Consider the following 26213-nt stretch of genomic DNA (forward strand, 5'->3'; position numbering starts at 1 on the left):
CAATAATTATAGATAGTTAAAAAAATAAAATTTAAACTGAAAAAAATATTTAGTTAAAATTTTTATACTCTAAAAAAGGAGAAAATTGAAAAATAAGAAATTCAGGAAAAAAAAGTTTAAAGAAGGTTCAATTTTTTTAACTCTTCCCACCTGGCCCAAATTTCTTTTTCAGGTAAAGCTCCTTTGCGGACAAAGTGAATGTTTTTATCCTCAAGGCGAAGAATTGTAGAAGCTTTGCCTCCTGCAGGTAATAAAGGAGTATCTAAAATAAAATCCACTTTATTAAGTACACTCAAAGATATTTGCTGCCACCTAATTTGAGGCGGCTCTCCACTTAAATTGGCGCTGGTGGCAACTAAAGGTAAATTAACCAGAGAAGCAAGTTCTCTGGCTTGAAGATGGGAACTTACTCGAATACAAATCTCTTTTTTTTCATTTTTAACCTGAGGACAAGGAAAGTCCAAAGAACTTTTTAAAAGCAAGGATAAGGGACCTGGCCAAAAGTCCCTGGCCAGAGGCTCTATCTTTTTATCCAAAAAAGCAACTTCTTTTACCTGCTCTATACTAGAGGCCATAAGGGGCACGGTTTTGTTCAAGGGTCTTTTTTTTATGGCAAAAAGACGTAAAACAGAATTTAAAATAAAAGGATTGGTGCTTAGCCCCCAAAAGGTCTCTGTAGGAATAAGGCCTATTTCCCCAGCCTTGAGCCTGCTAGCTGCTTCTTCTATTTTCTCTGGAGGTAAAATTTTTACTCTGGTAAGGTTATTGCTATTATTTGACATAGTAAATAAAAAAAGGAAAATTTTGCCTACCTACTTTAAGGAGTATTCGATGAAAATCAAAGGAGAATACCAAAATCACCTCATTGCCAATCAGGAAAAAAACAAACAGCAAAGTAAAACTGACTTTGCCCAGTTTTTAGAAAAGGAACTGGTGGAAAGCAGTTCTTCTGCGCAGGCCAAGCCAGTATCCTCTATTACCCCTCTCAACCTTAACTTAAATAATCTTAAGTTTAACTTTATGCAAGAAATGGATAACCTCTTAAATTTATGGGAAGATTATGCCCAGAAACTCAACAGTGAACAAGCCAACCTCAAAGAAATCTATGGGCTTTTAAGCACCCTTAAAGAAAAGGTTCAGCACCTTAAAAACAGCGGAGATTACCTAAACCAGCCCTCACCTCTTAAGGACATCTTAAACGAGCTGGAAGTATTAACCACTACAGAAGAAATAAAAATCAACAGAGGTGATTACACTTAAAAGGCTTCTTTAGAAAATAAAGGTTTATACAAGGGGCCCTGTGGTCTTAAGAAAGATTGCCAGAGGACTACTTTCTCCACAGGATAAGGGGCCCAGCTCTTTTGTTCCAAATTTTTCTTAAAATTCGTCCAGGGGTCCTGGGGTTCAAATTTTTTAACTCTTCCCAAAGTCAAATGGGCAACAAACTTTCTCCTTTCTGGAGGAAAACCCAGGGCTAAAAACTCTTTTTCCAGCTTTTCTACCAACTCACTTAACACTGGATGAACTTTAAAGCCCAGCCACATCACCCTTACTTGTTTTTGAGCATAAAAAAATCCCAAACCTTCCCACTCAAGTTCAAACCTGGGAAAATTTAAAGCAGAAAGCACTTCTTTAATAGCTGCTATTTTTTCCTCTTCCACTTCCCCTAAAAACTTTAAAGTAATATGATGATTACCCGGTGCAGGCCAGGAAATTCTGGAACGAAACTTGTGTTTCCACTCAGCTTGAATCTTTTTTATTTCTTCCAGCCAGTAAGTATTTAGGGGCAAGCCTAAAAAAACTCGCATATTCTTTACTCCCAATATCCAATAAGTTCTTCCAAGGCCTTTTGCACGCTCTGGACTTTTATTTCATATCTTGAACCTGAAAACAAAAATTTTTTGGACCAAAGCTTATCTCCTACCAAGTAGGCTTGAAACACAGTGCCAACAGGCTTTTCAAGTGTGCCTCCAGTGGGGCCAGCTATTCCAGAAATGGCAACCGCCACCTCTACCTCTAAAAGATTTGCCACTCCTCTTACCATCTCCAGCACACACTCTGTACTTACTGCCCCAAATTTTTCTAAGGTATGGGCAGAGACCCCCAGTACCTTTTCTTTTACTGAGTTGGCATAGGCCACAACACCTCCCATAAACCATGAAGAGCTACCTGAGACATTTGTTAGAGTATGAGCAAGGAGTCCTCCAGTACAGGATTCTGCCACTCCCAGTTTTAAACCATTGCTCTGTAAATAGCTGGCTAACTTTAACACTTTTTCCTGGTCCATAGTTATATTTTGCTTATTCATCAGAAACCTTTAATCCCACTCTTTTAATTATCTTTTGCAAACTTACCCGTTCAATCCCGCTCAATCTAGCAGCCTGGGAAATATTCCCTCTGGTCTTTTCCAATACCTTTTGAAAGTAAGTTCTGGTAAAATCATCCAGTACCTTCTTTTTATAGGCCTTATAAGGAAGTATATCTTCCTTATCCAGTTTGGTATCCATCTCTACCAGATTAACCACCTCAGCAGAAATAAGTTTATTCTTAGAAAAAACCACCAGTCGCCGTACAAAGTTTTGCAGCTCTCTCACATTGCCTGGCCAATCTCTGTTGGTCAGGTAAGTGAGGACTTCTGGCGAAAGCTCCTTTTCTTCCAACTGTAATTCTGTGCAGGTCCTTTGCACAAAATAGGTAGCCAAAAGGGGAATATCCTCTCTTCTTTCCCTTAGGGCAGGAACTCTTATTTCCAGCACATTTAAACGATAAAAAAGGTCCTCTCTAAAAGTACCCTCTTTTATCTTTTCTTCTAAAGGCTGATTGGTAGAGGCCAAAATTCGCACATCTACTTGAAAACTTTTACTGCCTCCCACAGGTTTTATTTCCTTTTCCTGTAAAAATCTAAGCAATTTGGCCTGAACCTCCAGGCCAATATCTCCAATTTCATCTAAAAGCACTGTACTTCCGTCTGCTCTTTTAAGTAATCCTTCGTAATTTTGCTGGGCACCAGTAAAAGCTCCTTTTACATGACCAAAAAGTTCACTCTCTAAAAGGGTAGTTGGAATAGCCGGGCAGTTCACTGTAAATAAGTTTTCTTTTCCTCTTTTGCTTAATTCATGAATTTTTCTGGCCACCAATTCTTTTCCTGTGCCAGATTCTCCCCGAATGAGCACTGTAAAATCAGTCTCAGCAACAGCTAAAATCTGTTCTTTTAGAGTTTGAATGGCCTTACTCTCGCCTACAATCTCCCCACCTAAACAAGAAGCAAAAACTTTTTTCCTTAACCTTCTATTTTCCTCTAAAATCTTGCTTCTTTCTAAAACCTTGCCCAAAACCAGTTTTAATTGTTCAGGAGAAATGGGTTTGGTCAAAAAATCATAAGCACCTGCTCGCATGGCTTCCACTGCGCTTTCAATACTGCCATAGGCTGTGAGTACCAGACAGGTAATATCTTTATTTCTACTCTGAATTTTTTTAACTAAATCTAAGCCACTTAAACCAGGCATTCTAAGGTCTGTGAGCACAATATTTATATTGTTGTTATCTATAATTTCCAGGGCATCCTGAGCAGAATAGGCCTTAAAACACCTCACCTTAAAATAACGATTAATAATTCTAACCAAACCATCTACAAAATCTTTTTCATCATCCACTAACAGAACAGATATATTATTCATTTCCTTTAGTCCTCACTTGTATTTAAAGGAAGATAAATTACAAATACCGCTCCCTTATCATTAAAAAATTCTATCTTCCCCTTCAACTCTTCCACAAGCCCATAAACCACAGCTAAACCCAAGCCTGTTCCCTTGCCCACCTCTTTTGTAGTAAAAAATGGATCAAAGATAAAATTGGCAATTGTGTCTGGAATGCCAGGTCCATTGTCTCTCACCTCAATAACTACAAATTCTTCTTTAACATCCACAGAAATTTTTACCTTCCCTTGTTTTTCTTCTACTACATCAAAGGCATTAAGTATTAAATTAGTAAATATTTGCTCTAAAATAGAACTATCATATTTTAAAAGTGGTAATTTAGATTTTATCTCTACCTGAAAATCAATTTCTTTTTTCTTGGCCTGTACCTTAAAAACCTCACTTATATTTTTAAGTAATTCTTCTAAATTACACACACCAAAATAACTCTTGGGCCTGGCAAAATTAAGCAAATCCTTTAAGATCTTTTGAGCCTGTTTGGTATGTTTTTCTATGACTTCTAAATCCTTTTTACCCTGTTCATCTACAATGCTTTCACGAAGTAAATCAACATAACATAAAATTACTCCTAGAGGATTATTAATTTCATGGGCAAGACCTGCAGCTAACTTACCTACTGCTGATAATTTTTCTGTTCTTCTAATTTGTTCTTGCATCTTTACTTCTTTGCTTATATCTCTAATATAAATAATCATCCTTTTTAGTCCATGCTGATCTTCTATCAATGGGTACATACTTACTTCAAAAAATAGGTTATCTACATTCCATTTTATAGTAGATGAAGTTCCGTTAGTTAAGGGTTTGTCCAATTCCTTTTTTATCTTTTCTGAATTCAAAAATAATTTCCAAAAATCTTTTTTTATTTTCTTATCCAGATTTAACGATGCAATGTTTTGAATAATAATATTTTTATTTTCATCTATTAAAAATAGAGGATCAGCAATACCATCAAATAAAGACTGAAGGGTTTTATATTGATAAATAAGTTCATTTACAGACTGAATACTTTCCAAAGCCATACCCATCTGTTTTCCAAGGGCAATTAAGACGTCTTTATTTTGAGTAGCATACTTGGTTTCTGGAATAACTAGAGTCCCCCATCTCCTGTCTTGAGAGTGGACTAAAATATAAATCCACCCATCTTCTAGAACTATAGTGTCTTCTTTTAAATTTTCTATAGGTAGTAAAGAGAATTTAATATCTTTATTTGTTTTAGACCATACCATTTTTTTATTAGAATAAAGCATACAAACATAAGCAGCTTCTTCAATTTGCATTCTATCAGCTATAGCTTTTAAAATATTGAAGATTAAATCTTCATTGGATCTACTTTTACTAAGTACATCCACAAACTTAATAAATAACTCTATATCTTTTTTCCTAGAAATTATCTCTTCTTCTAATTTTTTAGTTCTAATTTTTACCATATCCTCTAAAGTATTGGCATACTCCCTTAATTTTTCTCTTGCTTTATATATTTCAGTAGCCATAACTTCAATATTGTAAACCATTTCTTCTACTTCGTCTCTAAAATCTGTCTTTGTATTGTTCTGAATATTAGCCTCAACAAAAAGTTTCTTAAAAATAGAGGTTATCTTGTTAAAGTTAACAATAATTATTTGTCTAAAATAAATAGAAACTAAAAAAGCAAATATTAAAAAAATAGATGAATAAATAAATATATAGCCAATAGTTACATCTTTAATATTATTCATAATATCATCTATAGCCAAACCAACAACTACAGCTCCTCCAATCTCTCCTTCCTTTCTATAAAATCCACCCTTATCTCCATACTTTTTAATAAGTTCCAAAGGAGCTTTCGAAGGCAAGCCATGGCATTTAAGACAACTTTTTTCAAAAATAACAGGTCTAACTACAAGATAATAGCTAGAATGATCAATTTCTCTTATTCCTTCCCATTCCTTAAGTTTGTTTGTTTTAAATTCTGCGATTAATTTCCGCTCAAAATCATTGGCTTCGTATTTCTTATTTCTGGCATTTATAGATACTCTTCTATAAAAATATCCAGTTTGGGGATTAAAATTTTCTGCTATTTTTCTAGTTATATAAGAAGAAGACATAGCTTCTATAATAAATTGATTACTTCCTAGTATATTAAACATTTTAGGACGCAAAACTGACCTTACATATTTTTGTGTAGCTTCTACATAGCTAATAGTTAAATTAGCTTTATCCTTAACCTCTTCTAAAGCTATATTTTTCATATGAAAATATAAAGTTAAAATAAAAATGATAGACAGAAACAAACAGAAGGAAGCAACTCCTAAGAAAAATTTAGATTGCAAACTTAACTTCATTTAAATTAAAGTAGGAACTTCTATATTAAAATTAATATTTTTATTTCTCTTAGCTTTGTATCTAAGTTTAAAAAATTGTAAACTATATTCTTTAACATCAAAAACAAACACATCAGAAAATCCAATCTGAAACCCAGAACTACCACATTGAACTAAGTACTTATTTTTCTTATTTAAAAAGATTTTGCTTTCTGGCTGAATTTTTCCCAAAAATTTAATTTTATAGCCATATTTCTCCCATATTTTCACTTTATGGGTATGTCCAGTGAAAATTATTTTTTGCTTTGTTCTAAAAAGTTCATACCAAGCTCTTATATTGGTTTTAATATAAGGAAATTTTTTAGGATTTAAAAAAGAGGAGTGAACAAAGCCCATATCTTCATAAGTAAGAGTCAGAGGGAGTGAATTTAAAAATTTTTTATAGTAATCTTCTAGCACCTCTTGAGTCCATAACAAAGAATTAAAGGCAAAGGAAGAGTATCTATCTAAACCAATAAAATCTCCAGCAACTGCTCGGTCATGATTGCCTTGGATTAAATTAATATTTTTCCATTCTAAAGTAAAATCCAAACACTCCTTTGGCTCAGTGCCATATCCCACCAAATCTCCTAAAAAATAAACCCTATCAGGTTTCACTTCTTTATAAAAAGTAAAAACCTCTTTTAGGGCGGCAAAATTGGCGTGTAAGTCCCCAAAAATTAAAATTTTCATCAAATCACTAGTAAATTAGATGCAAACTCACTCTTACCTATTTTTTTATTCAACCCAGGCTTAAAAAAACTACTAATATTTCCTCGCTTAGATTTTCCCAGCAAAATTACTTTAGGTTCATATTTTCTTAAAACCTCCAAAGCAGCATTGGTATAAGTAGGAGTGCTCCAGAGCCTAATACCAAAGCAAAGCTTTTCTTGTCTTAAAAGAGGTAGAAAACCAGCTAATTTTCCAAAAAGTTTGGCTTTAAACTCTTCCTTTTCAAATTCAGTAAGGGTTTCTGGAATAAAGGAAATAAAAAGTACCCCATATCCTTCTTGAGCCAAAGCTTTTCCCTTTTCCAGCAATAAAGACAAACGGCTATCAGGTCGCACAAAGCAGCAAACCAGGGGCTTTCCTTCTAGATATCCTTTGCGCACTAACGGGTCACCCCCGGCCTGTAATTTACAAGTAAAAACTTCTTTATCTGCAAGCAGGTCATATGGGGAAAACTGAGAAAAAGCTTCTGCTACTTCCAGTATCTCGGGTCTTTGTTTATAATCTTCCTTTAAGCAACCCTCAACTACTTCTATTAGCTTGGGAGATAACTCTAAGTCATATTGAGAAAGAGGCTTAATTTTTTGCCACTTTCTTAAACTGGTTCCCAAAGTTGACTTGGCCTTAATAAAGGGAAGATTACCTGTTAAAAATTCATAGGCAAGCACTCCAAAGGAAAATACATCACTACTCTTTAAACCTCTTATGCCTTTCAAACATTCAGGAGCAATATAGTCGGGAGTGCCTTTAGGTAAGTTGGTATCCTTCCAAAAATCATCTCTTCCTTCTAGCCAAGCAAAACCAAAATCCAACAATTTAATTTCATTATTCTGGGGATTCCACAAAATATTTTCAGGCTTTAAATCATGATGGACTATACCTAAAGTATGTAGACAACTTATCAAATACAAAAAAGAAGCAAGAAATTTTAATTTCTGAGCTAAGCCTATATTTTTATCTTTAATCAACCATCTTAAATCTTTCAGTGGATAATATTTAAAGATAAGTCCTAGGTTATTTTCTTCTAAGGGAAATATAAATCTATTATCATCTTTAAAATTGATAAATCTGGCTTCATTTTGCCAAGCTAGAAAACCATCTATATCTAAATTATTTTGAGTTTTTAAAACATAAAACTTACCTTTTTTTTCTAACAAATATAAATCAGAATTAACTCCTCTATAAATTTTATTTTTTACTAAATATTTTCCTAAAAAACTATTATTCTCTACCTTAATATCTGATGGAAATTTAATTTCCTTAAAGGGAACCCACATTTAAAATCCTGGTAAACTTTTTATCTTAGAGTCTGCATAAGGTCTAAAATTATTTAAATTGAACAAAGCATAAATAAAAGAAATCAAAAACAAAAATATCCAAAAAGATATAAATACTTGATGCTTAAAATTAATTTCTATCCACCACTGTCCCGTAGGTGTAGTTATTTTATGCAAAAACACTCCTGGAAGCTCAAAAAATAAACCAAAACATTGATATAAAAAAAATAAAGGAGAAAATCCATAAAACAATCCACCAAAACAGATAATAAAATGACGTAAGAAGTTATACAATCTACCTTTAGATAACATAATTACCTCCCAAAATAAAAATATCCTATAATAAGAGCTGCGATTAGAATAATTTCAACAAAAGTTGCTTTAATAATTAAATGACTAATTCTCCTCTGTTTTGGAGACATCTTTAACCAAATGCTTTTCATAAGCCAGAGCCAAACTTTATTAAATATATTTATTTGCGTAAACAATCTGTAATATTCTCTAATACTTAAAATCCAATAACTAAAATTCTTTAAAAAAAGTTCATCATCAACATAAGGGATGTATCTTATTTCCAATTTATTATTCTGTTTTTGACCTTCTATTTTAACCAAATTTTCCAATTCCAATTCAAACTTCTCTGGCCATAGACTTATATTTATCTTAGCTTCATATTCTTTTTCTGTAAGTAAATCTTTTACATAAAACAAATTCTTCTCTTTTTGCTCCAATTCCCAGTGTGGATTTAAACTGGCAAGCACAAAAGGAGAAAAACTAGAATAAATATTGGTAGTCCAAGTTAAATTAGTTTTATGCCAGATATGGGGAGATAAAAAGTCCATCTTAACTATACTCCCAACTATCCTGGAATTATGATTAAAGGACAGGGTAAATTGTCCTGGAGTTTTTTATAGTCCAGCCTAGCTTTAAAACCTGGGGATCTTTTTTTTTGCCTGCTGCCAATAACTATTGCTTCAACTTTATTTTCCAGAGCTGCTTCTTTAATTGCTTCTTCCAAACTGCCTACTTTTCTGGTATAATTAACCTTAAAAGATTTAAACTTATTTTTAAGTCTCTGCCAAAGAAGATCTATCTCTTCATTAATTTCTTGTTCTACATAGGAAGCAAATTTGTTCCTGGTTGCAGAAGTATTTAACCAATCATCTCCCATCATAAATTGCCAATCTTTGTTAATGATACTAAGAATTACTAATTCAACAGAATTATCTTCTTGTAAATATTTTAAAACAAAATCTTCTGCTTTTTGAGCTCCTAGAGTTCCATGAGTAGCTAATAAAATTCTGTTAAACATAACTTATCCTTTTTAAAAAGATATAGGCAGGGTGAGGCAACTCACCCTGCCTAAGGCGATTTAGGCCAACCACTTAGTAAAAATCAAGACCAAGAGAACAACTATTAAAACCAGGCCCAAAGCCACCAGATCTTCATTCCTTTCACTGGCAAAAACAGAAAGAGCTCTTTCCTCCATCTTTTTTTGCTCATCTACATGGTTTATATTCTCAGCCATATCTGTAACTCCTTTGGTTTATTAATTTAAAACTACATCCTTTACAAACCACATAACCACAATAAAGGAAAGTACAGCTTTAGCTGTACCAGAGATAGCTCCTATTACCAAGGGCCATCCACCTGCCTGACTTAAAGCTTTCTTAGTAATTTGCATACCAAGTCCAATTAAACCATAGGCAAAGAACCAAATCATGGCATCTGTAAGTACTACAATAGTTTTAGATTTTTTATGTACTTGTTTTACTGCGTGGGAAATAGCACTCTTTAGTTCCTTGGAAATAGCAACTTGACCAGCCTTAGCCTTAGCCAAAATAGACTCTAAGGCTTCCATTCTTTTTCTGGCCTGAGAGTCAAAAAGCTTTTTATTGTCTCTAACTTCAAAGTCACCTGCAATTTGTCTTTGTTTGTATAAGTCTTGTAAAGCTGCTAACTCTTCAGCACTGAGCCCAGGAATGCCCTTGTTTAAAGCCTCTCCTACAACGGCTAATTCAGCAGGGGTTATCTCAGTTCTTTTATTGTAAGAAAAATCTAAATATTTTCCTTTATAGTGGCTTGGAGGACTAAAAAGGCCAATAGAAGACAAAAAGAACAACAACAAAAAGCCTAAAACAAAAATGGGGAATTTATCAATAACAACTTCTTTAAAAGAAAGTTTTGTTCCATTGGATTTTCCATACCAAGCAGCTAAAATAAGCACAATAATGGGCAAAAAGAGTACTCTGGTGATGTTAAAAATTTCAGCGACCTTAAGGGTATGAATATCCACTGCATTAAAGGCCAAAGCTGCAGCAGCTACCTGTGCAGAGTTTAAGATACCTGTTCCAGCCCAGGCACCAAATTGAGTAGGATTCATTCCAGCAATCTTACCAATGGTGGGAAAGGCGAACATACACAACACACCCCACCCTAAAATGGTTCCAATGGTATAAGCCATTTCAGAACTTTTTGCTCTTACTACAGGAGCACAAGCAACAGTGGCAGATACTCCACAAACCCCCATACCAGCAGAAAGTACACCAGTCATAGATTTGGGTTGTTTAAAAATACCACCCAACCAAAGTACCAAAAATACTGTTCCCAAAACAAAGAAGCCAATCATCCAAACAGAAACCATACCCAGCTTGGCCAACTCAGCAAAAGAATAACGGGCACCTAAAAGGATAACTCCCATTTTTAGGACAAACCTGGCTGTCTTTACTCCAGAAGCAGCAAAAACAGGAATGCCCCAGGTATTGGTAACAATAATACCAACCAAAATACCCAAAACTACATAGTTTAAATTTAAAATTTTATAGATACTAAAACCAATAACAGGTTCTATGTTTTTACTTAGAATAATAACTACTGGCTCTAGATACCAGCGAATAAACATGGCCAAAAGTAAAATAAATAAAATTCCAGGAATGGTTTCCAGGACAAACTTATCAAAATTGGTTTGGGGCTTGCCCATTCTAACTTGCCTTAAAAAGGCAGCTACGAAACCAACACCCCCAGCAATCAAGCTCAAAATAAACTGAAGGTCTAAGGACTTGTGGGTATGGAAAAGTTTGGCCACTCCATCAAAAACTCCAAGCTTAACCATACCAGCATAACACAACAAGATCACACTCAACACCCACAAGGGTGTATTGCTAGGTCTACTCACATCTCCACTAGCCATAAAAAACCTCCTTTTTAATTTTGTGAGCCACCCCTTTCAATATACATACCAACCTCGCTAACCACTTAACTATCTGATATAAATAAAAAAAATCAAAACACCCCTTTTTGGGTGCTAACTAAAGTTAACACCAGGAAAAGGATTTTTAGCAATTTTCTCAAAAAGGTTATAGTTAAAACCCCATTTAAATCACCTTACCCTTGACACTTCTCACTATTTTATGTTTAATAACACTTGTTGCTACAATATTAAAAAGGAGGTTATCTTTTATGCGCTTAGTAAAATTTTTTTTAACTTTAGTGGTACTCTTAATCCCTCTTTCTGCTTTTGCCCATTTTGGTCTGGTTATTCCTTCTGAAAACACAGCTGAAAGCAGTAAGGACAAGAACTTAAACTTACTTATTGGTTTTATTCATCCCATGGAAATGAAAGGCATGGACATGGAAAAGCCTCAAGAATTTGGAGTGGTTGTGGCAGGCAAAAAAGAAAATTTAACTGCCACCCTCAAACCCTTCACCTATTTAGGTCATAAGGCCTGGACCAGCAGCTATACTCTAAAAAGGCCTGGAGTATATCAATTTTTTAGCTCTCCAGTTCCCTATTTTGAACCAGCTGAAGACATCTATATCCTTCACTACACCAAAACTTATGTAGCTGCTTATGGAGCAGAAGAAGGCTGGGATGAAGCTATAGGTTTACCTACGGAAATCATTCCTTTAACCCGTCCCTTTGGTCTATATGCAGGCAATACTTTTCAGGGTCAGGTACTTTTAAAGGGTAAACCTGTAGCCAACTGTGAAGTAGAAGTAGAATTTTTTAACCAGAAACAAAAAGTAAAAGCCCCTGGAGAATACTACATCACCCAGGTGGTAAAAACAGATAAAAACGGTATTTTCACCTATACTCCCCCAGCACCTGGATGGTGGGGATTTTCTGCTTTAAATACAGCTGATTATAAGTTAAAGGGAAAGGATGTGGAATTGGGTGCTGTTTTGTGGCTCTATTTTGCCCCTTTTGGAAAATAATAATTAAACCTTAAGGAAGGGCTATGTCCCTTCCTTAAAAAATTTAGGAAAGAAATATGCATATTTCAGAAGGCATTTTGAGTTTTCCAGTGCTTTTAAGTGGTTGGATATACACGGGTGGAGGGCTTTTTTGGACCCTGAAAAAACTTTCTGCCAATGATGTCCCCAAAATGGCTCTTTTGGCAGCTGTCTTTTTTGTAGCCTCTCTTATTCATGTACCTCTAGGGCCATCTAGTGTGCATTTGCTTTTAAATGGCCTTATTGGAGTACTTTTGGGAAGTTTAGCCCTTCCTACACTTTTTATTAGCCTTTTTTTACAGGCAATTTTATTCCAATTTGGAGGGATTACTGTCCTGGGCATAAATACCTTACTTATGTCCCTGCCAGCTATTTTAGCTGGAGTTATTTTTAAATTAAAACCCTCAAGCCTTTGGGGAGGAATTTTAAGCGGTTTTGCTGTTTTGGGAAGTGGAGTTATTGCAGCTTTAGTCTTGAGTTTTTCAGGAGAAGCTTTTTTGCAAGTAGCAAAGCTTATCTTAATAGCCCATCTACCTATAGCTATTATTGAAACCATTATAGGGTATTTTACCTTACTTTTTATTTTTAAAACCAAACCAGAACTTATTTTAAACAACTTGGGGAGTAAAAGCTAAAATGTTAAAGAAAGCTATTTTTACCATTATTTTAATCCTTGGTTTCACTGCACTGGCAAGTGCTCATAGAGTAAATATATTCTGCTTTGTGGAAGGCAAAAAAATATCTTGTGAGGCCAACTACCCTTCTGGAGACAAAGTAAAACATGGCACCATTAATCTAAAGGAAGCTGAGACGCAAAAAACTTTAGCCAGTAAAAAAACAGACCTAGAAGGAAAAGCGTCCTTTGAAATTACCCAAGATATTCTAGCCAGGAAAAAAGACTTAGAAGCAGAAGTTTTAGCTGGAATGGGACATAGAAATACCTGGACTATCCCTTATTCTGACCTAAACGCAGAGAGTTCAGAGATTTCAAGTAAAGAAAACACTGGCTCTAACACCTCTCTACCCTGGGAAAGCAATACCTCCACCCCTGCTTCTGCTACCAGTGTGGATAAACAAGAACTAGAAATGCTGATTTCCAAAATAATGGATAAAAAACTACATCCTGTATTGGAAAAACTCACTTTACTCCAGGAAAGAAAAATTTCCCTTCCAGACATTCTAGCTGGACTTGGCTATATTTTAGGTTTAATGGGGATAAGTTTTTATTTTTTAGCTAAAAAAAATGAAAAATAACCTGGCCATCGCTCAACTTGACCCCAGAACTGTCATCCTCTGGAGTCTGGTGTATGCCTTTTTTCTAGCTGCTCAAAAAAGCTTTCTACCCCTTTTGGCCAGCTTGTTTATTGTTCTCTTTTATATTGTACTTACTCCCTTTTCCTGCAAAGAAATTTTAAAAAAATTAAAGCCTGTTAATTTTTTTCTCCTATTTTTTTGGTTAATTATCCCCTTTAGTCTTCAGGGCAAAGCTTTATTTTCCCTGGGGAAATACGCCTATACCCTTGCTGGAGTAAAGTTCTGCCTGCTAATTACTTTAAAAGCCAACCTGTTGATGCTCATTTTTATCTGCTTACTTTTAAGTTTGTCCCCTTCCCAACTAGCCTCTGGATTACAATCTCTAAAAATATCCGAAAAACTGGTCTATCTTTTTCTCCTGGCCTATCGCTATCTTTTTTTACTCAAAGAGGAAAAGGACAAACTCTTACGCAGTCTAAAAATAAGAGGCTTTAAACCCAAAACCAATCTCTTTACCTATAAAACCTATGCCTATCTCTTAGGGCTTATCTTGCTTAAGGCCTACGAACGAGGAGATAGGGTCCATAAGGCATTAGTGCTAAGAGGGTTCCAGGGAAAGTTTCCCTCTCTTTATTCCCCTAAATTCACGCAAAAAGACCTTTACTTTTCCCTTTTTTCAGGGTTAAATTTTCTTTTACTTTTATATCTGCAGCTAACCTAGATGAAACCATTAGTCAGTCTAAAAAATATCTCCTTTGGCTACAAAAGGGAAAAGCCTCTTTTACAAGAGATAAACCTGCAACTTTTTCCTCAGGAAAAAATTGGCCTTATTGGCCCCAATGGAGCAGGTAAGACCACTTTGGCCTTTTTAATCACAGGCCTTATCCAGCCCTGGCAGGGAGAAATAGAAGTTTTGGGGCAGGTATGCAAAGAAGAAAAGGATTTTCAAAAAATAAGAAGCAAAATTGGTTTTGTGTTTCAAAATGCAGATGACCAACTCATATTTCCCACAGTCCTGGAAGACGTAGCCTTTGGTCCTCTAAACCAGGGACTCAAGCCAGAACAGGCCCTGGAAAAAGCAAAAAAGACATTAAAACAACTCAATATAGAAAGGTTAGCTTCCAGAAACACCTTTAATCTTTCTGGAGGAGAAAAAAAAATTGTCTCCATTGCCACAGTGCTTTCCATGGAACCCCAGATGCTCATCTTAGATGAACCCACTGTAGGCCTGGATGAAAATTCCAGAGACAAGCTCATTGAAATCTTAAACAATCTGGAGCTAGCCTATTTAATTATTTCCCATGATTATGACTTTTTGGCCAGGACTACAGACAAGCAACTTATTTTAAAAGATAAAAAAATCATTTATGATCCTTCTGTGGTATTACACAAACACGAGCATGCTCATCCCTTGGGCTATGTCTATCATACCCACAAATAACCCCTAAAAGGAGTAAAAATGTACCCAGGTGGTCCTTCTTTTTTAAATATTTTAGATATTTTTTTAATAGGCTTGGCCATCTACTTTTTTATTAAATTCATAAAATCCCCTGAAAAAAATGACTCCTCCTCTCCGCTAAGTACTCAAGAGGTAGAAGAACTCTGGGCAAGACTGCGCAGCACACCTGCCACTACTCCTACTTCCGCCCTTAGCAGGGAAGAGGAATTTTTAAAAGGAGCTAAACTGGCTTACCTGAAGATAAGCGAAAGCCTAAGCAGACAGGATTGGAATTTATTACAAGACCTGCTTACCCCAGAACTTTTTAATCAGCTTTATGCCCAATTATCCAAATACCCACCAAGTTCTCCACCCAAAATTTTAAAACTAGAAGCTTCTGTAAAAGAAATAAGAAACATAGGGGAAAAGGAAGTAGCCACTGTCCTTTTTCAGGTACTCTTACAAGAAAACACAGACCCTCACCCCAAAACCCAAGAAGAACTCTGGAAATTCTCTCGTCACTCCAAGATAGCCAACTCTACCTGGAAACTTATGGAGTTGGAAGTATTGGCAAATTAAGTACAAAAAATTTAAGCCCATACCTGGCAATAACTAAACAATCTTTTAACTTTCCACTAAATCTGTTTTTAAGCCGACTTTTTGAAGCCTATTAAGTAAATTTTCTAAATCAGGCTGATATTCTCCCTTTCCAGGATAAAGATCATAATAACGCTTATATGTTATTGGAGTTAAGTCTGGCATAAAAACATTAGCCCCTGCTAAAAAAGCTTTTATCCTTAACTCAGGGGCTAAAACACTTAAAGCTGTGCTTATAGGAAGATTAGCATCTGAAAGCACTATCCTTGTTAAGGCAAGCATTTTAAGAGTTAATAGCGCCGATCCTGAAGGAAAGGTAGCCAAAGGAGTATGAGGATGGGGAATAAAAGGACCATGGCCTACCATTTGAGGTTTAAAATCTTGTAAAAAAAGTAATTCGTCAATGAACTGTTCCAACTTTTGTCTAGGAATACCAACAATACAACCAACACCTACTTCATAACCAAATTCCTTCAACCAGTTTAAACAACGAAGCCTTTTCTCCAAGGAAGTATCTGGCTTTAACCAACTAAAAAGAGCATTATTTATTGTTTCATGCTTTAATAAAAACCTATCAGTTCCAGCTTTTTTTAGCCTTCTATATTCATCTCTATTCCTCTCGCCAACTGAAAGTGTTATACTTACTCCTAACTTCTTTAGTTCTTTTACTAACCCAACCAATCTTTCTGTATTCCAGATTGGATCTTCTCCAGATTGTAAAACAATAGTCCTAAAACCTTTATTAACTATTTCTTTTGCAACTTCAAGGATTTCTTCTTCTTCCATACGATAACGTTTAAGCAGTCTATTATCTCTTCTTATTCCACAATAAAGACAATTCTTAGAACAATAATTAGAAAATTCTATAATTCCTCTAAAATAAATAATGTTGCCCTTTTTCTTTTTTCTTATTTCATTAGCTAATCTATAAACCCACTCAGATTCTGCATATAAAAAGAGATATGTTAATTCCTCTCGGGAAAATTTTATTCCATTTAAAGATTTTTCTATAATTATATCTCTAGATAACTTTTTACTCTTTGCGACAAAATTTTTTTTATCCATTTTAAATTTTCTGCCGTTGTGGTATAATTTTTATCATATTCTGAACGAATCAACTCCTGAAGATGAGGAAAGGGAGAGAGAACTCTTGTTAATACACCCTGCATATAAGCTAAAATCACTCCATAATTGACAATAGGAACTTTTGCCCTTTTGGCTTGTATAATTCTGGAAATCATTTCCTTGCGATTAAGCATACAAGCCCCGCAATGAACTATTAATTTATATTTTTCAAGACATTCAGCCAGAAATCCTGTACCTGCTTTTATATCTATCTGAACTTCTCCACCCACTTGAGCCCTAAGCCATCTTGGAATTTTTACCCTTCCTATATCATCTTCTACTGGGTGATGAGTACAAGCTTCAGCAATTAAAACTCTATCTCCTGGTTTAAGTTTTTTAATTGCTAACACACCTTCTACCAAAGTCTGTAAGTCTCCTTTATACCTAGCAAATAGAATAGAAAAAGAAGTAACTCTTACATCTAAAGGGATATCAGCTACTACCTTCGTATAAACTGAAGCATCAGTTATTACCAAATTAGGTTTACTCTTAAACTGCTTTAAAGCATACGCCAGTTCTCGTTCTTTTACTACCATAGCCATAGCTTCTCGGTCTAAAATATCTCTAATAACCATCTGTTGAGGCAAAATAAGTCTTCCCTTAGGGGCGGCCTTATCTACAGGGATAACACAACAAACAATATCTCCTGGATTTATCAAATCCCCTAAAATGGTAGGAAAAGTCCAGTCTTTAGGAGCATACTTTATAATTGTTTGCTTTAACTCTTCTATTCCTTTGCCAGTTAAAGCACTCACCCAGACCTTGGGCTCCGGAAATTCTTTTATTGTTTTTTTAGAATAAAGGTCTGCTTTATTTAGCACATAAATTAAAGGAGTTTGCTGTTCTTTGGCTCTGGAAACCACCTCTTCTTCAAATTTTCCCCACCCCTTCTCAGGATCTATTACCAGTATAATCAGGTCAGCTTTTTGAAATACCTCATACGACTTTTGTTTCCTAAGTTTTCCAAGCTCCCCAATATCATCTATTCCAGCAGTATCTATTACTACTACAGGTCCTAACGGTAATATCTCCATAGCCTTAAAAACTGGATCAGTGGTAGTACCAGGCACATCTGAAACAATAGCTAAATTTTGCCCAGTAAGGGCATTAATTAAAGAAGATTTACCAGCATTCCTCCTTCCTACAAAAGCTATGTGCAACCTTTGACCTTTAGGAACTATCATCTCAAAATATCCTCTTTTAAAACTTTTAACAACCTTTCCCTTTCCATCTCTGGAATCATCTCCCATTGATTAGAAAAAAGTACAAACCGTTCATTAAGATAAATTTTTTTTGGAGGTAAAAAAATATCTTCTCTATGCCCTGCAATATAAGCATATCTCTTTCCCAATACCTCAACCAACCATATATTCACTCCATACTTTTCTTTTAATTCTTCTACATATTCTTCAAACCTAGAAATAAAGATCTCTCTCTCCATTTTCTATTCTCCTATAATATTCCAAAAAGTGCTTATATACTCTTTCTGATACCATATGTTTCAACTCTTTTATCTCTTTATCTATAATTGTCTGTCCTATAATTTTAGTTTCTTCAGAAGCAAAATCATCTAACCATTCTCTAAAAGTAAGTACTGCATTTAATTTACAAAAAATACCTTCTTTTCCTTTTCTCAAAAGATCCATAATTCTTTCTCCTGTTCTCCCACACCTATATCCAGCAGTACAAAAACTGGTAATATATCCCATTTCAGCAAGTTCCCTTATTACTTCCTCCAGACTACGAGGATCTCCAATCTCAAATTGCTGTCTTTCTAACTCTTGATTCGTATAACGATCAGAATAAGCCCCTATTCCTATTCTAGTGGATGCATCCGTCTGGGTTATAATACCAGAGGCTATAATTTCTCTTCTTATATGAGCAGGTTCTCTGGCAGTAAGAATCATTCCTGTATAAGGGACAGCAAGCCTAATCAAACAAATCAACTTCTTAAAATCAGTATCAGATACTTTATATGTTGTTCTTTGCACAAAAGGGGTGTTAGCTGCCGGCTCAAGACGTGGAAAAGATATAGTATGAGGACCTATCCCAAATTTTTTTTCCAGTTCTCTAGCATGATATAAAAGCCCCATTAACTCAAATCTCCAATCATAAAGGCCAAAAAGAACTCCCAGGGCCACATCATCCACTCCTGCTTCTAACGCTCTATGATGACAATAAAGTCTCCATTGATAGTTATGTTTAACTGTGTTTTTAGGGTGTAATTTAGCATAAGTATCATGATGGTAAGTTTCCTGAAAAACCTGGTATGTACCTATTCCAACTTCTTTGAGCATTTTAAGCTCTTCAATGGACATAGGAGCAGCATTTACATTAACTCTACGTATCTGCCCTATTCCTTTTCTGGTCTTTACTTTTACGGAATAAATTGCTTCTATTGTATCTTTAATATATTCTGATCCTGTGTTTGGATGTTCTCCATAAACTACAATTAGCCTTTTATGTCCTATTTCTCCAGCCAATACTTCTACCTCTTGCTTTATTTCCTCTATTGTTAATTTTTTGCGTTTAATAACTTTGTTGTCCTTCCTAAAACCACAATACACACAGTTATTAACACAAAGGTTCCCACAATAAAGAGGAGCAAAAGTTACAATCCTATTATCGTAAACTTTTTTCTTTATTTCTTTGGCGATAGCAAACATCTCTTCCCAAAGTTCTGGATCTTTTACATTAATTAATACAGCTAATTCTTCTGGTTCAAGGGTCTCAATAGAAAGTGCTTTATTTAAAATTTCCCTTACCCTCATAGGATCCGGGTTTGTAGCTTTTTTAATCTTTTCCCAGATCTCAATATCATTAATAAAGTCCTGTTTACCCTCTAAATATTTTTCTATCTCATCTATTTTTATTATCTTATTAACAAAAGTATTAGTATCTACATTTTCATAAATTAAAGACATATTTATCCTCCTACTTTTTTATAATTTCTTTTATTTTTTTCAATCCAGCAAATCCTGGAGTTGTAAGTTCTTTAAAATTTACTATTTTTTCTATCTCTTCTTTAGTAAAATATCCTTTATCTAAAATAACTTCTTCTACCTTTTTACACTTTCTAATAGATTCTTTATAAATTTCAGAACTTAAATCATAACCTAAATAGGGAGAAAAGGCTGTTATTATACAAGCACTATTTTCTAATAACTCTTTACACCTCTTTCTGTTAGCTATAATACCAGCTACGCATTTTTTTCTAAAAATTTTACAACAATTTTTAAGAAGTTTTAAGCTAGTGATAAGTTCATGAGAAACTAAAGGTAAAAAAGGATTCAATTCTAAGTTGCCCAAACTACAAGCAAAACTTACCGCCTGATCTAAAGCCATAACTTTTATCCCCACCTGAATAACCATCTCAGGAATAACTGGATTTATCTTCCCAGGCATAATGGAAGAGCCTGCCTGTAAAGAAGGGAGTTCTAGCTCTCCAATACCCGCCATAGGACCAGAAGATAAAAAACGAAGATCAGAAGCTATTTTTATTAAATTAGTTGCCAAATTTTTTAAAAAACCAGAAACTTCTACCAAAGTATCCACATTTTGCGTTGCCTCAAACAAATTTTCGGCTTTAGCCACAGGAAGCCCCGTAATTTCACGTAATTTTTCTATCGCTATTTCTATAAACTCCAGGGGACAATTTAACCCAGTACCTACAGCGGTAGCTCCAAGGTTTACCTGCCTAACCCTTTCTCCTGCTTTATGTAGTCTCCACCAATCTCTATTTAAAGCTTCAGCCCAAGCAGAAAACTCCTGTCCTAAAGTAACTGGACAGGCATCTTGCATTTCAGTCCTTCCTACCTTTAAAAGATCTGCATATTCCTTTTCCTTTTTCTGAAATTCACCCTGAAGAAGGGCTACTTCTTGCGTAAGATCTTTCAAAAGTTTTAAAATGGCTATTTTTATACTGGTAGGAAAAACATCGTTGGTAGATTGATGAAGATTAATATCTTCTAAAGGATGAATCTTGCTATATTCTCCCTTAGCAAGCCCAAGGAGTTCCAGAGCACGATTGGCTATAACTTCATTAATATTTATATTAAAAGAAGTTCCAGCTCCACCTGCCAAAGGGTTAACTACTATTTGATTATAAAATTTCCCTTCAGCTAATTCCTCACAAGCCTGTAAAATCGCTTTAACCTTCTTGCCTTTTAAAAAACCAAGCTTCTCATTGGTCAGAACACAAGCTTTTTTTACTAAAGCCATAGCCCAAACAAGCTCTCTATGAATCCTATCCTTAGAAAGAGGAAAATTTTCTAAAGCCCGTAAAGTATGAATTCCATAATAAACTTGCGGGGAAAGAGTCCTTTCTCCTAAAAAATCTTTTTCCCTTCTATTGTTCAAAATTTTGCTCCTTTTCAGTAATAAGTATACTTTTTACCGAAACTCCCTTTAGGTGCCCCAACTTACCAGCAAGAGAACCAATCCTGTCAGTATCTCCCTCTACAATAAGAGCTATAACACCCAAATCTTTTTGCTTAAAATGAAGCCCCATCCTTCCCAGGATAATTTCTGCATGTTCAGAAAGGATACTATTGATTAGGGAAACCTTTTTCCCTTTCTTAGATATGATAATACCAATGATGCCTACTTTCTGCTTCATAATTCCCCTCAACTTCAGGAATTACCCCTTAGTTTCAGGTTTTTTATAATATAAAAATCTGACCTTATCTCCTCAGGAAAAATCAAATTTCTACTTTTAAAATCACCCCTCGGAGAAAGGATTTATTTTACAACTTTATACCCTCTGTTGATAGTGGGTATGAAGCAAAGTCTCACTTATTTCACTTAAAGGATGATGAGCAAATTTTAAATAAAACTGTTTTATAGCAGGATTTTCATCACTAACTGCTAATTTAAATTCTTTTCTTACTACTATATCATCCTTATATAAGCCTGATTGTCTTGCTTTAATAAGCTCAAGTTTTTCTTTACCTATAGAACTTTCAAAAAAATTTTCTCTAACTACCTCGAGTCTTTTAGGTGAACAGGAAAAATTGGGAAAACCAATAGTAAAAACAACAGAAATAGCCCCTAAAGCCTTCAAAAAATATCTTCTAGTTATCTCTTTCATTCTTTTTTACCTCCTTCTGTTTTAACAATTTTAGGCTTTAGCCAATTTATAAAGTATCTTCTGCATAAAGCTCATCTCCATAGGCTGTTTAGGTTGTCCACCTCCATTGATACATCCTCCAGGACAATTCATCACTTCTATAAAGTGATAAGGGCTCTTACCTCTTAAAACATCTTCCACTACAGGTGTTAAATGTGCTCCGTTATGACCTATTCCATTAATCACACATACATTTATTTTTAATTCCTTAGCATTAAAAATTTTCTGATATTCTACTTTCAAAGGAATTGTTAAAGAAGCCCTTACTACCGGATTGGTAATCCCTCTTACATCCTGAAAATCCCAGGCAGCAGCTGAAGCGGCTGGAGATTGTCCTGATAGCACATGAAAAGCAAAACGTGCTGCAGCTTCCATCACTCCACCACTCGCTCCAAAAATAGTAGCCCCACCTGAATACCACATAAAATCTTTAGGCAGTCTATCTTCTGGTAAGCTCATTAAGTCTATGTTCAACTTCCTAAGCACTTCTGCCAGATCCCTAGTAGTCAAAACAGCATCCACATCTCTTATAGCTTCATCCCCATAATATTTACCAACTGAATTAAATTCAGGACGATGAGATTCAAAAATTTTGGCAGTACAAGGCATGACTCCTACAGTATACATCTTTTGAGGAGACACTTGCCATACATCCTTGGCTCCATAAGTTTTAGCTGTTGCTCCAGCCATTTGTTGAGGAGACTTACAACTGGAAATATTGTTTAACAGTTGAGGATAGTTAAGTTCTGCATATCTTACCCAGGCAGGGCAACAGGAAGTAAACTGAGGTAAAGGCTTATGTTTAAATTCCTCTACATTAAGAACTATTTTTTCATCCCATAAATATAAAGGAACTTCCTTTAAGCCAGCATGAGCAGCTAGCCTAGCTACAAGCTCTGTTCCTTCTTCTAAAATGGTTTGGTCAGCAGCAAAATTATTGTCATAGACTTCAAAACCTGCCTTTTTTAAAGCTGCCCAAAGTTTGCCCACAGTCAAAGTACCAGGTTTAGCGCCAAACTCTTCTGCTATAGCTACCCTTACTGCAGGAGCTATAATAGCCACAACCTTTGTCTCTTTGTCTTTAAGTTTATTTACCACTTCCTCTACAAAACTCATCTGCTCAATAGCATCAAAAGGACAGTTCATTAAACATTGGCCACAAACCACACATTTATCAAAATCTATAGAATGAGTCTCCCCAATTTCACCTTTTATAGCTCCTGCAGGACATACACTTCTACAAGTATCACATCCTTCACAAACCTCTTCATTTATTCTAATTATACCTCTTAACTCACCTTTTCTATAAGTCCCTACATTCTGAGATAAACCACCTTCAGATCTAAAAGTCTCAATTTTACTGGCCATAATTTTCCCTCCTTCTTATTTTTTTTACCCTCTGGGAGTATATTTAGTATGTAAAAGTTTATGAGACCTTTCTCTCAAAGGTTCTTTTAAAAATTCCTGATAAATAGCCTTAATTTCTGGATTTTCGTGACTTTTTCTTAGAGGCAATTTTTTATCTCGTTCATAAATACCTTGAATCCGATGTTCCCTTTCCTCCACAGTAGTAGGGATAGGCTGGCCACCACCACCAATGCATCCACCTGGACAAGCCATTACTTCTATAAAATGATAATCTCTAAGCTCTCCCGCCCTTATTTTATCCATTAATTCACGGGCAGCACCAAGAGAGTGAACAACCAAAACCTTTACCTTTAAGCCATTCATCTCAACTACCGCTTCCTTAGTATCCTGCATGCCTCTTACTTCTTCAAAATCAAGCTTGGACAACATTTTTCCTGTAACTACCTCATAAGCTGTTCTTAAAGCGGCTTCCATAACTCCACCTGTAGCTCCAAAAATCTGTGCCGCACCTGTTCCTTCTCCCATCAAGGGATCATAAGAAGAGTCAGGGAGGCTAGCAAAGTTTAGTCCGGCCTCTTTTATCATTCTAATGAGTTCTCTTGAGGTAAGCACCACGTCTACATCGCGAGAGATTTGAGAATTATTCCAGTACTTGGAAGCAGAAATCATCTCAGGACGAGCAGCTTCATATTTTTTAGCTGTACAGGGCATCACAGAAACCACAAAAATATCTTCTGGATTTAAACCTTTTTTCTCAGCATAATAAGTTTTCGCTACTGCCCCAAACATTTGCTGAGGAGACTTACAACTAGAAAGGTGGGGAATTAAGTCAGGATAAAACTCCTCTACAAACTTGATCCATCCAGGAGAACAAGAGGTAAACTGAGGAAGAACTCCACCATTATTAATTCGATGTATTAACTCATAACCCTCTTCCATAATAGTAAGATCTGCGGCCCAGTTGGTATCAAATACAGCATCAAATCCAAGCATCTTTAAAGCTGTAACCATCTTCCCTGTAATATCTGTACCACAAGAAAGACCAAAAGCCTCTCCTATAGTAACATGAGTAGCAGGTGCAGTTTGAACCACTACATATTTTTGAGGATTATTAAGAGCTTGCCATACAAGTACTGTATCATCCTTTTCTACTATAGCCCCTGTAGGACACACCAAAGCACATTGTCCACAAGCAACACATTTAGTTTCAATAAGATTTTTCCCACCTATAGGCCTGACTATGGCCTCAAATCCATTACCATGAAGCTCTAATACATCTACAGTCTGCAATTTCTTACATGCTGTTATACAACGCTGACAGAGTACACACTTATTGGGATTTCTTATAAGGGATGGAGAAGACATATCAATTTCAAAATCTTTTTTATCTCCTTTTGTTCTTATTTCTCTTACATTAAGCTCAGCACATATTTTTTGTAACTCACAATTTCCATTTTTAGGACAAATAGTACAATCAAGATGATGGTCACTTAATATAAGCTCTAGATTTAAACGTCTTGAATCTAAAACTCGCTTAGTATGGGTATAAACAACCATACCATTTTCTACTACTGTATTACAGGAAGAAACTAAATCCTTTTTACCCTCCACTTCGACTACACAAACCCTACAGGCACCTACATCATGCTTTATGTGTTTTAATCCCACATGCTCCATATAACAAAGGGTTGGAATCTTTATGCCTACTTTTTTAGCAGCATTTAAAATAGTAGTTCCTTCTGGTACGCTAACATTAATACCATCAATAATTAATTTAACTTTTTGCATTGCCATACCTCCAACAAATTACTTAATTAAGAAGAAATTATCTTTTCCCATCCAGGATGACCTGGGATGGATGAACTGCATTCTCCTTCCCTATGAGCAATAAAATCTTCTTCACAATAATTTAAGGCATACTGCACTGATTTACCTGCTAATTTTCCCAAATCACACTTACTGGAACAACCAATATCTTCGGCTAACAACTTTAATAAATCGACCTCTGTCTCATTCAAATTTTTCTCCAAGTATTTCTTAAAAAATTCCTGTAATCTCTTTGTTCCTATCCTGCAGGGAATACATTGAGCACAAGAATTCTTCTGAACAAAATGAAGAAAAGAATCTATAACTTCGACCATGCATTTAGCTTCATTCCAAAAAATTTTATCTACAGAACCAATTCCTGCCAAAATACGAGCAAGTTCTTTCCAATCAGTAAAATCCTTCAGTTCAAGATTTATAGGTCCTAAAGATTTTATCTTCTCAGTAAATTCAGTAGCCACCTGAGCAAACTTCAACCCTTCAGCTCCAGAAATCCACTCCAATCTTAATCGTTCTTTAGAAATACCCAGTATGTTTAAAAATCTTTGCAAAAGATTAAATCTACGATGAGCATAATAGTTTCCATAACGATAATGACAGTCTCCAGGATGACATCCTCCAATAAGGACTCCATCTGCTCCATAAAAAAAAGCTTGAAACACAAACTCAGGCTCTACCCTCCCTGAACAAGGCAACCTGATGAGAGTAACATTGGTTGGATAGGGAACTCGCAAAGATCCCGCTAAATCTGCCCCTGCATAGGTACACCAATTACAGGCAAAAACTATTATCTTTGGCTTAAAGTCTTCTGCCATCTCTTACCCCCTGATAGCTTTTAAGGCGTTAAAAAACTTTACCCCAACCTCTTTTGTGGCACTTTTTTTAAAATAATATGCTTACATTTTATAAAAGTCAAAATTTTTTATTTTTTATTTGCTATTTTTTTCAAAAAAAATTTTTTCTCCAAATAATTCTAACCTATTAGCAAAATTTGCCCCCAAAAGTTAACCCTGAAAATCTAAACAAAAGGGGATTAATCAGAATTACTTTATTTCTATAACAATAGGAAAATATTAGTATTTTTTAAAATGTTAATGGCCAATTAAAATGAGCCCTAATCGGACAATAATTTTGAGCCACTTCTAGAGTGCAACAGATGGCAAAAGGCCATATCCTTCTAATTGT

General features: G+C 35.2%; 29 protein-coding genes. 7 read left to right on the forward strand and 22 right to left on the reverse strand.

Features of this window, described 5'->3' with window-relative positions; translation table 11 throughout:
- Positions 1-116: 116 nt before the first annotated feature.
- A complete protein-coding gene (locus tag ACTCIM_RS08200; RefSeq protein ID WP_029968695.1) occupies positions 117-782 on the reverse strand; it encodes an L-threonylcarbamoyladenylate synthase in 666 nt (221 codons plus the stop codon).
- A 49-nt stretch (positions 783-831) separates the two neighbouring features.
- On the opposite strand from ACTCIM_RS08200, the gene ACTCIM_RS08205 reads away from it, so the two are divergent.
- The gene (locus ACTCIM_RS08205) at positions 832-1260 is read left to right on the forward strand and encodes a hypothetical protein (RefSeq protein WP_472314939.1); all 429 of its coding nucleotides are present in this window, start codon (positions 832-834) and stop codon (positions 1258-1260) included.
- Here ACTCIM_RS08205 and thpR read toward each other — a convergent pair.
- From thpR to ACTCIM_RS08260, 11 genes are read right to left on the reverse strand one after another with little or no spacing between them, the layout of a single operon-like run.
- A complete protein-coding gene (thpR, locus tag ACTCIM_RS08210; protein WP_029968685.1) occupies positions 1257-1808 on the reverse strand; it encodes an RNA 2',3'-cyclic phosphodiesterase in 552 nt (183 codons plus the stop codon). The two genes, ACTCIM_RS08205 and thpR, sit on opposite strands and share 4 nt — an antisense overlap.
- Positions 1809-1813: 5 nt before the next feature.
- On the reverse strand, positions 1814-2308 hold the full coding sequence (locus ACTCIM_RS08215; RefSeq protein ID WP_472314941.1) for a CinA family protein: 495 nt from the start codon (positions 2306-2308) through the stop codon (positions 1814-1816).
- Positions 2301-3677: a sigma-54-dependent transcriptional regulator gene (locus ACTCIM_RS08220; RefSeq protein WP_029968680.1), complete on the reverse strand. Its 1377-nt coding sequence runs from the start codon at positions 3675-3677 to the stop codon at positions 2301-2303. Before ACTCIM_RS08220 ends, ACTCIM_RS08215 begins: the two co-directional genes overlap by 8 nt.
- 5 nt (positions 3678-3682) lie before the next feature.
- Complete coding sequence (locus tag ACTCIM_RS08225) at positions 3683-5986, reverse strand: c-type heme family protein (RefSeq protein ID WP_472314942.1); 2304 nt, start codon at positions 5984-5986, stop codon at positions 3683-3685.
- Positions 5987-6037: 51 nt separating this feature from the next.
- Positions 6038-6748 (reverse strand): metallophosphoesterase family protein, encoded by a 711-nt coding sequence (locus tag ACTCIM_RS08230; protein ID WP_464279479.1) that lies wholly within the window; start codon positions 6746-6748, stop codon positions 6038-6040.
- Positions 6748-8061, reverse strand: coding sequence for a protein kinase domain-containing protein (locus ACTCIM_RS08235; RefSeq protein WP_472314944.1), 1314 nt, complete (start codon positions 8059-8061; stop codon positions 6748-6750). The genes ACTCIM_RS08230 and ACTCIM_RS08235 overlap by 1 nt, the downstream gene beginning before the upstream one ends.
- Positions 8062-8373: a hypothetical protein gene (locus ACTCIM_RS08240; protein WP_029968212.1), complete on the reverse strand. Its 312-nt coding sequence runs from the start codon at positions 8371-8373 to the stop codon at positions 8062-8064. It abuts the gene before it with no gap.
- 2 nt (positions 8374-8375) lie between these two features.
- Entirely contained in the window at positions 8376-8903 is a 528-nt protein-coding gene (locus tag ACTCIM_RS08245; protein WP_464279478.1) for a hypothetical protein, read from the reverse strand.
- A gap of 17 nt (positions 8904-8920) precedes the next feature.
- Positions 8921-9373: a universal stress protein gene (locus ACTCIM_RS08250; protein ID WP_464279477.1), complete on the reverse strand. Its 453-nt coding sequence runs from the start codon at positions 9371-9373 to the stop codon at positions 8921-8923.
- Positions 9374-9433: 60 nt separating this feature from the next.
- Positions 9434-9589, reverse strand: a complete 156-nt coding sequence (locus ACTCIM_RS08255) for a hypothetical protein (RefSeq protein WP_464279476.1) — start codon at positions 9587-9589, stop codon at positions 9434-9436.
- A gap of 21 nt (positions 9590-9610) precedes the next feature.
- The gene (locus tag ACTCIM_RS08260) at positions 9611-11251 is read right to left on the reverse strand and encodes a YeiH family protein (protein WP_464279475.1); all 1641 of its coding nucleotides are present in this window, start codon (positions 11249-11251) and stop codon (positions 9611-9613) included.
- A gap of 269 nt (positions 11252-11520) precedes the next feature.
- On the opposite strand from ACTCIM_RS08260, the gene ACTCIM_RS08265 reads away from it, so the two are divergent.
- From ACTCIM_RS08265 to ACTCIM_RS08290, 6 genes are read left to right on the forward strand one after another with little or no spacing between them, the layout of a single operon-like run.
- Entirely contained in the window at positions 11521-12276 is a 756-nt protein-coding gene (locus ACTCIM_RS08265) for a DUF4198 domain-containing protein (protein ID WP_472314946.1), read from the forward strand.
- 56 nt (positions 12277-12332) lie between these two features.
- On the forward strand, positions 12333-12929 hold the full coding sequence (cbiM, locus tag ACTCIM_RS08270) for a cobalt transporter CbiM (RefSeq protein WP_472314947.1): 597 nt from the start codon (positions 12333-12335) through the stop codon (positions 12927-12929).
- 1 nt (position 12930) lies between these two features.
- Complete coding sequence (locus ACTCIM_RS08275) at positions 12931-13548, forward strand: hypothetical protein (RefSeq protein WP_472314949.1); 618 nt, start codon at positions 12931-12933, stop codon at positions 13546-13548.
- Positions 13538-14269 (forward strand): energy-coupling factor transporter transmembrane component T family protein, encoded by a 732-nt coding sequence (locus tag ACTCIM_RS08280; protein WP_472314951.1) that lies wholly within the window; start codon positions 13538-13540, stop codon positions 14267-14269. Before ACTCIM_RS08275 ends, ACTCIM_RS08280 begins: the two co-directional genes overlap by 11 nt.
- Positions 14270-14989 carry an energy-coupling factor ABC transporter ATP-binding protein gene (locus ACTCIM_RS08285; RefSeq protein WP_472314952.1) on the forward strand — a complete coding sequence of 240 codons (720 nt, stop codon included), beginning with the start codon at positions 14270-14272 and terminating at the stop codon, positions 14987-14989.
- Between the two features lie 18 nt (positions 14990-15007).
- On the forward strand, positions 15008-15565 hold the full coding sequence (locus ACTCIM_RS08290) for a TIM44-like domain-containing protein (protein ID WP_472314954.1): 558 nt from the start codon (positions 15008-15010) through the stop codon (positions 15563-15565).
- A gap of 45 nt (positions 15566-15610) precedes the next feature.
- Here the strand turns inward: ACTCIM_RS08290 and hydE are convergent, their stop codons facing one another.
- The 10 genes from hydE to ACTCIM_RS08340 all read right to left on the reverse strand — a co-directional run bounded on the left by hydE (position 15611) and on the right by ACTCIM_RS08340 (position 25843).
- Positions 15611-16648 (reverse strand): [FeFe] hydrogenase H-cluster radical SAM maturase HydE, encoded by a 1038-nt coding sequence (gene hydE / locus ACTCIM_RS08295; protein WP_472314955.1) that lies wholly within the window; start codon positions 16646-16648, stop codon positions 15611-15613.
- Complete coding sequence (gene hydF, locus ACTCIM_RS08300) at positions 16597-17892, reverse strand: [FeFe] hydrogenase H-cluster maturation GTPase HydF (RefSeq protein WP_472314956.1); 1296 nt, start codon at positions 17890-17892, stop codon at positions 16597-16599. Before hydF ends, hydE begins: the two co-directional genes overlap by 52 nt.
- Positions 17889-18149: a hypothetical protein gene (locus ACTCIM_RS08305; RefSeq protein ID WP_472314957.1), complete on the reverse strand. Its 261-nt coding sequence runs from the start codon at positions 18147-18149 to the stop codon at positions 17889-17891. The genes hydF and ACTCIM_RS08305 overlap by 4 nt, the downstream gene beginning before the upstream one ends.
- A complete protein-coding gene (gene hydG, locus ACTCIM_RS08310; RefSeq protein WP_472314959.1) occupies positions 18124-19632 on the reverse strand; it encodes a [FeFe] hydrogenase H-cluster radical SAM maturase HydG in 1509 nt (502 codons plus the stop codon). The genes ACTCIM_RS08305 and hydG overlap by 26 nt, the downstream gene beginning before the upstream one ends.
- A 10-nt stretch (positions 19633-19642) precedes the next feature.
- Positions 19643-21067, reverse strand: a complete 1425-nt coding sequence (locus ACTCIM_RS08315) for an aspartate ammonia-lyase (protein ID WP_472314961.1) — start codon at positions 21065-21067, stop codon at positions 19643-19645.
- Positions 21057-21326 carry a TM1266 family iron-only hydrogenase system putative regulator gene (locus ACTCIM_RS08320; protein ID WP_472314962.1) on the reverse strand — a complete coding sequence of 90 codons (270 nt, stop codon included), beginning with the start codon at positions 21324-21326 and terminating at the stop codon, positions 21057-21059. The genes ACTCIM_RS08315 and ACTCIM_RS08320 overlap by 11 nt, the downstream gene beginning before the upstream one ends.
- Before the next feature lie 135 nt (positions 21327-21461).
- Positions 21462-21797: an iron hydrogenase small subunit gene (locus tag ACTCIM_RS08325; protein ID WP_472314963.1), complete on the reverse strand. Its 336-nt coding sequence runs from the start codon at positions 21795-21797 to the stop codon at positions 21462-21464.
- Positions 21798-21827: 30 nt separating this feature from the next.
- Positions 21828-23204, reverse strand: a complete 1377-nt coding sequence (locus ACTCIM_RS08330) for a [Fe-Fe] hydrogenase large subunit C-terminal domain-containing protein (protein WP_472314965.1) — start codon at positions 23202-23204, stop codon at positions 21828-21830.
- A gap of 24 nt (positions 23205-23228) precedes the next feature.
- Positions 23229-24992: an NADH-dependent [FeFe] hydrogenase, group A6 gene (locus ACTCIM_RS08335; protein ID WP_472314967.1), complete on the reverse strand. Its 1764-nt coding sequence runs from the start codon at positions 24990-24992 to the stop codon at positions 23229-23231.
- A gap of 26 nt (positions 24993-25018) precedes the next feature.
- Positions 25019-25843 carry a hydrogenase iron-sulfur subunit gene (locus tag ACTCIM_RS08340; protein ID WP_472314968.1) on the reverse strand — a complete coding sequence of 275 codons (825 nt, stop codon included), beginning with the start codon at positions 25841-25843 and terminating at the stop codon, positions 25019-25021.
- Positions 25844-26213 lie beyond the last annotated feature (370 nt).

The sequence above is a fragment of the Desulfonauticus sp. genome (genome assembly GCF_055126295.1).

Coding starts and splice junctions, on each gene's coding strand:
- ACTCIM_RS08200 (WP_029968695.1), bottom strand. CDS start 782: ATGTCAAATAATAGCAATAACCTTACCAGAGTAAAAATTTTACCTCCA.
- ACTCIM_RS08205 (WP_472314939.1), top strand. CDS start 832: ATGAAAATCAAAGGAGAATACCAAAATCACCTCATTGCCAATCAGGAA.
- thpR (WP_029968685.1), bottom strand. CDS start 1,808: ATGCGAGTTTTTTTAGGCTTGCCCCTAAATACTTACTGGCTGGAAGAA.
- ACTCIM_RS08215 (WP_472314941.1), bottom strand. CDS start 2,308: ATGAATAAGCAAAATATAACTATGGACCAGGAAAAAGTGTTAAAGTTA.
- ACTCIM_RS08220 (WP_029968680.1), bottom strand. CDS start 3,677: ATGAATAATATATCTGTTCTGTTAGTGGATGATGAAAAAGATTTTGTA.
- ACTCIM_RS08230 (WP_464279479.1), bottom strand. CDS start 6,748: ATGAAAATTTTAATTTTTGGGGACTTACACGCCAATTTTGCCGCCCTA.
- ACTCIM_RS08235 (WP_472314944.1), bottom strand. CDS start 8,061: ATGTGGGTTCCCTTTAAGGAAATTAAATTTCCATCAGATATTAAGGTA.
- ACTCIM_RS08240 (WP_029968212.1), bottom strand. CDS start 8,373: ATGTTATCTAAAGGTAGATTGTATAACTTCTTACGTCATTTTATTATC.
- ACTCIM_RS08245 (WP_464279478.1), bottom strand. CDS start 8,903: ATGGACTTTTTATCTCCCCATATCTGGCATAAAACTAATTTAACTTGG.
- ACTCIM_RS08250 (WP_464279477.1), bottom strand. CDS start 9,373: ATGTTTAACAGAATTTTATTAGCTACTCATGGAACTCTAGGAGCTCAA.
- ACTCIM_RS08255 (WP_464279476.1), bottom strand. CDS start 9,589: ATGGCTGAGAATATAAACCATGTAGATGAGCAAAAAAAGATGGAGGAA.
- ACTCIM_RS08260 (WP_464279475.1), bottom strand. CDS start 11,251: ATGGCTAGTGGAGATGTGAGTAGACCTAGCAATACACCCTTGTGGGTG.
- ACTCIM_RS08265 (WP_472314946.1), top strand. CDS start 11,521: ATGCGCTTAGTAAAATTTTTTTTAACTTTAGTGGTACTCTTAATCCCT.
- cbiM (WP_472314947.1), top strand. CDS start 12,333: ATGCATATTTCAGAAGGCATTTTGAGTTTTCCAGTGCTTTTAAGTGGT.
- ACTCIM_RS08275 (WP_472314949.1), top strand. CDS start 12,931: ATGTTAAAGAAAGCTATTTTTACCATTATTTTAATCCTTGGTTTCACT.
- ACTCIM_RS08280 (WP_472314951.1), top strand. CDS start 13,538: ATGAAAAATAACCTGGCCATCGCTCAACTTGACCCCAGAACTGTCATC.
- ACTCIM_RS08285 (WP_472314952.1), top strand. CDS start 14,270: ATGAAACCATTAGTCAGTCTAAAAAATATCTCCTTTGGCTACAAAAGG.
- ACTCIM_RS08290 (WP_472314954.1), top strand. CDS start 15,008: ATGTACCCAGGTGGTCCTTCTTTTTTAAATATTTTAGATATTTTTTTA.
- hydE (WP_472314955.1), bottom strand. CDS start 16,648: ATGGATAAAAAAAATTTTGTCGCAAAGAGTAAAAAGTTATCTAGAGAT.
- hydF (WP_472314956.1), bottom strand. CDS start 17,892: ATGATAGTTCCTAAAGGTCAAAGGTTGCACATAGCTTTTGTAGGAAGG.
- ACTCIM_RS08305 (WP_472314957.1), bottom strand. CDS start 18,149: ATGGAGAGAGAGATCTTTATTTCTAGGTTTGAAGAATATGTAGAAGAA.
- hydG (WP_472314959.1), bottom strand. CDS start 19,632: ATGTCTTTAATTTATGAAAATGTAGATACTAATACTTTTGTTAATAAG.
- ACTCIM_RS08320 (WP_472314962.1), bottom strand. CDS start 21,326: ATGAAGCAGAAAGTAGGCATCATTGGTATTATCATATCTAAGAAAGGG.
- ACTCIM_RS08325 (WP_472314963.1), bottom strand. CDS start 21,797: ATGAAAGAGATAACTAGAAGATATTTTTTGAAGGCTTTAGGGGCTATT.
- ACTCIM_RS08330 (WP_472314965.1), bottom strand. CDS start 23,204: ATGGCCAGTAAAATTGAGACTTTTAGATCTGAAGGTGGTTTATCTCAG.
- ACTCIM_RS08335 (WP_472314967.1), bottom strand. CDS start 24,992: ATGCAAAAAGTTAAATTAATTATTGATGGTATTAATGTTAGCGTACCA.
- ACTCIM_RS08340 (WP_472314968.1), bottom strand. CDS start 25,843: ATGGCAGAAGACTTTAAGCCAAAGATAATAGTTTTTGCCTGTAATTGG.